Here is a 6481-nt window from a genome sequence, read left to right as displayed (position 1 = left end):
CCGATAATTTATCTTCCAAATGCTTCGCCCCTACTGACAACGGACAACTGACAACTAACCACCAACTAATTACTAAAAACTGTTACAGTCTATAACGCGATCGCAACATAAGTCCAGTTCCAATGTTAGTATGCCGTAAAAACCTACAAGAGACAGTTTATGGCAACTTTGACTGGAAAAACCCCAATCTTTGGTGGCAGCACTGGCGGACTACTCACAAAAGCAGAAGTAGAAGAAAAGTACGCTATCACCTGGACAAGCCCTAAAGAGCAAGTCTTTGAAATGCCCACAGGTGGCGCTGCTAAAATGGTAAAAGGCGAAAACCTACTTTACATTGCTCGCAAAGAGTACGGTATTGCTTTAGGCGCGCAACTTCGCAAATTCAAAATTACCGATTACAAAGTTTACCGCATTCTCCCCGGCGGCGAAACTACCATGATTCACCCTGCTGATGGCGTTTTCCCTGAAAAAGTAAATGCTGGACGTTCTATGGTGCGTCACGTACCCCGCAGAATCGGTCAAAACCCCAACCCTGCACAAATCAAATTCAGCGGTAAAGCTACTCACGATGCTTAATCCCTAGGTAATGGGTGATAGGTAATGGGTAATGGGGAAGAAAAAAACTTTGCCCCCTTACCCATGACAAAAAACTCTTTCTTAATTTTTAATTGTTAATTAGGGTTTGCTTAATAAATGTAAAACCTTTATAAATCAATCGTTTCATGGATATTCAAAAGCTATTAAGTTCTATATAATTCCTTCTTTCCTCCTGACTCCTGACTCCTGACTCCTGACTCGGTGACTCCTGACTCCTAGCCTTCACGAAAAATTTTTTCAGCAAAACCTAATTATTTATGATTTTCCCCGATTTCGACCAGTTTCAAAAGCTTGCTGTCCAAGGTAATTTTGTGCCAGTGTATCAGGAATGGATAGCCGACTTAGATACACCTGTATCTGCTTGGTATAAAGTTTGTGCAGATCAACCTTACAGCTTTTTGCTGGAATCGGTGGAAGGTGGGGAAACTGTAGGGCGTTATAGTTTATTAGGCTGTGATCCTTTGTGGATATTGGAAGCTAGGGGTGATAAAACAACCCAAACCCATCGAAATGGTGATCAACAGGTTTTTATAGGTGATCCGTTTACAGTTTTATCGGAATGTTTAGCACCTTATCACCCAGTAAAATTACCGGAATTACCTTCAGGAATTGGTGGTTTATTTGGGTTTTGGGGCTATGAATTAATTAATTGGATTGAGCCGCGTGTACCAATTCATGCTCAAGATGAGCGCAACATCCCTGATGGATTATGGATGCAGGTAGACCAATTATTGATTTTTGACCAGGTAAAACGGAAAATTTGGGCGATCGCCTACGCAGATTTACGTGATCCAGCCGGGTTAGAGGTAGCATATCAAAAGGCGAGCGATCGCATTCAGGAAATGGTTAGGAAGCTATCTTTGCCCCTATCACCAGAAAACACCAAATTAACTTGGACAGCCCCCGGAAACAAGCCTAAAGCGGGCATAGAGGACTATACCAGCAACTTTACCCGTCCCGAATTTTGCGCTAGTGTAGAAAAAGCTAAAGCACATATCAAAGCTGGTGATATTTTTCAAGTCGTTATTTCGCAACGCTTATCCACAGAATATACAGGTAATCCCTTCGCTTTATACCGTTCTTTGCGGCAAATCAATCCTTCGCCCTACATGGCTTATTTTAACTTCCAAGACTGGCAAATTATCGGTTCTAGCCCCGAAGTCATGGTCAAAGCCGAATGCAATGATGAAGGGGAAATTATCGCCACAGTCCGTCCCATTGCGGGAACTAGACCCAGAGGGAAGACAACAAAGGAAGATGCAGCTTTAGCCGCTGATTTACTTCAAGACCCCAAGGAAATCGCCGAACACGTCATGTTAGTTGATTTAGGACGCAATGATTTAGGGCGGGTGTGCAGCAGCGGTAGTGTTAAGGTTGATGAATTAATGATCGTTGAACGCTACTCTCATGTGATGCACATTGTGAGTAATGTGGTGGGTAAGTTAGCACCGGGTAAAACCGCATGGGATTTACTCAAAGCGTGCTTTCCTGCTGGGACTGTCAGCGGTGCGCCTAAAATCAGGGCGATGGAAATTATTAATGAAATAGAACCAAGTCGCCGAGGTGTGTATTCTGGTGTCTATGGATATTACGATTTTGAAGGACAATTGAATAGTGCGATCGCTATCAGAACTATGGTATTACATAATCAGACGGTTACAGTCCAAGCTGGTGCAGGTTTGGTGGCTGATTCTGACCCCGAAAAGGAATATGAAGAAACTCTGAATAAAGCTAGAGGGTTATTAGAAGCAATTCGTTGTTTGCGTTGAGAATTTATTTTCGCGCAGAGACGCTAAGGAGCAAAGACGCAAAGCTTTGTATTAAAATGTATTCAATCGTATTTGTGTAAATACTTACTTGGAGTCTGGTAGATGGGAAATATTACACAGGAATTAGTTAAATGGCTACCTACAGGAACTGGACTCGGTGTAACGGGTCATTTTCTTCTTAGTCACCAATGGAAAGAAGCGGGAATTTCCACCTGTCTGACTGCTGTTTCTTCTATTTGGGTAAAGTTTAGCGGCAAATTTATGGAAACCCTAGAAAAAAAGGCAGAGGAAAAAGGAGAAAAAGCTGCACTGTGGGTTGGTAAACAAGTAGACGATTTACCGAGTAAAGTTATTAAAAGTATTTCAGGATTTCAGAGTAAATATAAAAGGTTATTAGTTGATATTTATTGTGACTTTAAAACAGAAGGATCTACATTTGGTTTACCCGTGTTGGATTTAGAAGATGTCTTTGTACCGCTAAAAGTTGAAACAGGTAATTTAGAAAATATTTCTGGCGCAATGGTTTCTAATCAACACACCATTCATAATATTGAAAATCAAGAAATTTGGGATTTTTTAGCTGCTATTTCTAAACAAGACAGTTATCGCTGCATGGCTGTGATTGCTCCCCCTGGATATGGTAAAACAACCCTGTTGAAGCATTTGACTTTGACCTATGCCAAAAATGGTCATCGCAAATATAAAGCACCCAAATTTCTACCAATATTATTGTACCTACGCGATATCCGCGAAGAAATTACCAGTCCACAACCTCCGAATTTACCAGAAATAATTACCAACCATCTGAAAACTCAACCTGCTTTTGCTGAACTCAAACCTCAAACAGATTGGTTTAATCAACAATTAAAAAACGGCAAATGTTTAGTGATGTTAGATGGACTGGATGAAGTTGCTGATAGTCATGAACGTTCGCAGGTAAGTGAATGGGTAAATAAGCAAATGGCAACTTATCGCCAAACAGCTTTTATCATTACTTCTCGTCCTTATGGTTATAGTAGTGCGCCAGTGGATGAGGTAGGAGTTATTCTGAAAGTTCTACCATTCACTCTAGAACAGATGAAACTATTTATTAATAGTTGGTATCTGCAAACTGAAATCAGAAGTCGCGCTGGGAAAAATAATCAAGCAGTAAGGGCAGAAGCTAAGAAAAATGCTGAAGATTTAATTGAGCGGATTATTAATAATCGTGCTATTGCTGATATGGCCACGAATCCGCTTTTGGTGACAATGATTGCTACTGTTCACTATAGCGGTAGTGCCTTACCAGGACGGAGGGTGGAATTGTATCAGAAAATTTGTGATTTACTTTTGGGAATGCGACAAGCAGCGAAGAAAATTAAAGCGCCTCTGACATCTGAACAAAATAAATCAGTATTGCAAGTTTTAGCACTGGATTTGATGCAAAGGGAAACTCGCACTTTTGAACCAGCAGGAGTTGAGAATTTAATTGCTAGTGAACTACAAACAATAGTGAATATTACACTAACACCAGCAGAATTTTTAGAACAAGTTAAAGATGTTAGTGGTTTGATAGTGGAAAGAGAACAAGGTATTTTTGAATTTGCTCATTTGAGTTTTCAGGAATATTTAGCTGCGGCTGAAGTAAAAGAGTTACAGCAAGAAAAAATATTAATTGACAACTTTGATAATTCTTGGTGGGCGGAAACAATTCGCCTTTATGCTGCTCAAAGTGATGCCACAAATTTAATTACAGCAGCTTTACAAAATCAAAATGTTGCTTCCTTGACTCTAGCTTATGATTGTCTGAAAGAAGGTAAAAAAGTAGAACCACAAACACAGATCCAACTTGAAGATATTCTCGAAGCTGGTTTATCATCTAAAGATCCGAAAATTGCCCAACTAGCAGCACAGGTGAAATTAGTTAGAAGGTTAAATGGCTTATTAAGAATTAATGAAACTCAAGAAATTGATCAGAGTTATATTACTTTGGCAGAGTATCAGGAGTTTATCAAAGATACCTTTGGGACAAATACTGTTGAAGAAGGCTTTTTACCTGCTGATGTCAGTAATATTTCTCTTACTCAACCTGTTACTAGAATTAGTTTTCAAGCTGCTAATCGGTTCTGTGTTTGGTTGAGTTTAAATTCTAATTTTGATAACAACCTAATTCGTTATAGATTACCAACAGAAGCAGAAGCAAAGCAATATCCAGCAAAAGATGATAAACATCTTACTTGTTGGACTCAAGAAAATAAAAATGATGGGGAAGGAATTAGAGTTTTTAAAGACCAATGGCCACAACAATACAAACAACTTTTAGATTATTTAGCTGCTGGAAATTGGCGTGAGGCTGATGAGGAAACAGCAGAAATGATGCTCAAGGTGGCAAAACGAGAAAGTCAAGGCTACTTAGATGTTGATGCTATTGAAAAATTTCCTTGTTCTGTCCTCCGCACAATTGACCAACTTTGGGTACAATATAGTGATGGTCGCTTTGGTTTTAGTGTCCAAAAGCGGATCTATGAAGCACAAGGTAAAGACTTGGAAAAAACGTATAGCGCATTAGAGTGGTATACAGTATTAAATTATAGTATACAAGCCCCTATAGGACACCTCCCTACTATTATTACTAATATACTCGTGATAAAGAAAAAACCATTAAACATAAAAGAATATCAAATGTATTCTCTCGCGCAGAGACTTGTAGACTGTAACATATAAAGCTTTCAGCCTAATCATAAATATTTCTTATATCCTACTTTTCCACGGATTTTCTAGGTTTTTACGATTTTCGATACCTGGTACTCCCCCTTCCTTCTGGGTAGCAATTCGCAAAAACAAATTTATCTGCCACTTCCTTAATTTCTGGGTCTGTTGGTTCCCACTCATTCCAAGGAAGACTTATTTGTCCTGGTGATGTCTTCTTTTTATTCGGCTTCCCTTTCAATTTCATTCCCGCTAATAGCTTGCTTCCCCAGTGGTTACGCTTTTCTGATTTTGGCTTTGGCTTGTACTTGCGACAAAACCCCCGATATCTAGCAGCACATTCATCTAAAGTTTTTCCTAGCTGCAAAAATGCAGGATGCCATTCTGTTAAGCCATCATTACTAAGTCGGTCATAAGTTCCGTAATTGCTAAAGTCATAGAAAAAACCTTGCTGCATTCCAGCCGCTTTTGGGTTAGCATGAATATATCGCAACGTATTCAATGCCCTTTTGTGATCCGTCTTCTCAAACTCGCTGCTGTGATATCGCCTTTCCCAAAAATGCCCTGTACGGTTTAGCATCCGGTTAAAACACATAGCAGTGTACCAATTTAACCAGTGCATAATTTTAGGGAGGTCTTCAGGCTTTTTCGGTTCTATCAAGTAATGAACATGATTACTCATAATGCACAAGGCATAAAGCTTAAACCCAAACTTATCTACAGCTTTTTTGATAGCATAAATAAACACTTCCCGACATTCATTACGAGTTAGGCGAAATTCACGATTATTACAGCGAGTAGTAATATGATGGCAACATTCTGGCTTGAGGTTGCGTGGTTTGCGGGACATTTATCCTATTAGTTAAATTACTTCTGCAAGATACCAGAAAAAATTGTATTTTTATTAGGAGGACTTGAAAATAAATCTAAGCTATTTTTACAATCAACTTATGAGTAATTTGATTTCTTCTTGGCCTTTTGAATATATTTCTTGTTTAATTATTTTTTTGTCTTCCTCTAAGGATTCTGGCTTTAACTGTAAATCATTATAATATGAATTTTTGCCAGGAATATATGATTTTGGCAAGTTATAAGGCTGCACGACACAAGTATTTTTAACATCCAGATTATCACCAATATCCAACAAATATTGAAATCCATCAATTGGTGACAATACTAAATTCTGTAAACTAAGTTGACGCTCCAAATACTTTATTAATGATTTTCTCTTAACTCTAAAAACCAACCAGCGATTGAATTGATTATCTACATCACACCAATTATAAATATAAAAGTCTCCATGTTCACTTTTAAATACTGATAGTAGTGAACCGTCGAAATAGCTTATATCAACTATGTAGGTAAGATTTAGGGGGAATTGATTAAACTGACATCCTAGTACATTTTCCATCATACTTTACCTTGAA

Annotated in this window: 5 protein-coding genes; 3 read left to right on the top strand and 2 right to left on the bottom strand. The window is 38.6% G+C overall.

Going from position 1 to position 6481, the window contains the following annotated elements; all coding sequences use genetic code 11:
• Window positions 1-159: 159 nt before the first annotated feature.
• From FJR06_RS16645 to FJR06_RS16635, 3 genes are all read left to right on the top strand, one after another.
• Window positions 160-576: a photosystem I reaction center subunit II PsaD gene (locus FJR06_RS16645; RefSeq protein ID WP_168651843.1), complete on the top strand. Its 417-nt coding sequence runs from the start codon at window positions 160-162 to the stop codon at window positions 574-576.
• Window positions 577-854: 278 nt separating this feature from the next.
• A complete protein-coding gene (gene trpE / locus FJR06_RS16640; protein ID WP_168651842.1) occupies window positions 855-2366 on the top strand; it encodes an anthranilate synthase component I in 1512 nt (503 codons plus the stop codon).
• A 102-nt stretch (window positions 2367-2468) separates the two neighbouring features.
• Entirely contained in the window at window positions 2469-5069 is a 2601-nt protein-coding gene (locus FJR06_RS16635; RefSeq protein ID WP_168651841.1) for a GUN4 domain-containing protein, read from the top strand.
• Between the two features lie 61 nt (window positions 5070-5130).
• On the opposite strand, the gene FJR06_RS16630 is transcribed toward FJR06_RS16635, so the two are convergent.
• Window positions 5131-5904, bottom strand: coding sequence for a transposase (locus FJR06_RS16630; RefSeq protein ID WP_168651840.1), 774 nt, complete (start codon window positions 5902-5904; stop codon window positions 5131-5133).
• Between the two features lie 93 nt (window positions 5905-5997).
• Window positions 5998-6468 carry a hypothetical protein gene (locus FJR06_RS16625; RefSeq protein ID WP_168651839.1) on the bottom strand — a complete coding sequence of 157 codons (471 nt, stop codon included), beginning with the start codon at window positions 6466-6468 and terminating at the stop codon, window positions 5998-6000.
• Between the last annotated feature and the right edge of the window lie 13 nt (window positions 6469-6481).

Origin of the sequence: Dolichospermum sp. UHCC 0352 (assembly GCF_009711925.1) — a bacterium.
GTDB classification, from domain to species: Bacteria; Cyanobacteriota; Cyanobacteriia; order Cyanobacteriales; family Nostocaceae; genus Dolichospermum; species Dolichospermum lemmermannii.
This window is presented reverse-complemented; position numbering and strand designations above follow the sequence as displayed.

What these genes read in the sequence shown, in the direction of transcription:
- trpE (WP_168651842.1), top strand. Translation starts at nt 855, where the DNA reads ATGATTTTCCCCGATTTCGACCAGTTTCAAAAGCTTGCTGTCCAAGGT.
- FJR06_RS16630 (WP_168651840.1), bottom strand. Translation starts at nt 5,904, where the DNA reads ATGTCCCGCAAACCACGCAACCTCAAGCCAGAATGTTGCCATCATATT.
- FJR06_RS16625 (WP_168651839.1), bottom strand. Translation starts at nt 6,468, where the DNA reads ATGATGGAAAATGTACTAGGATGTCAGTTTAATCAATTCCCCCTAAAT.
- FJR06_RS16635 (WP_168651841.1), top strand. Translation starts at nt 2,469, where the DNA reads ATGGGAAATATTACACAGGAATTAGTTAAATGGCTACCTACAGGAACT.
- FJR06_RS16645 (WP_168651843.1), top strand. Translation starts at nt 160, where the DNA reads ATGGCAACTTTGACTGGAAAAACCCCAATCTTTGGTGGCAGCACTGGC.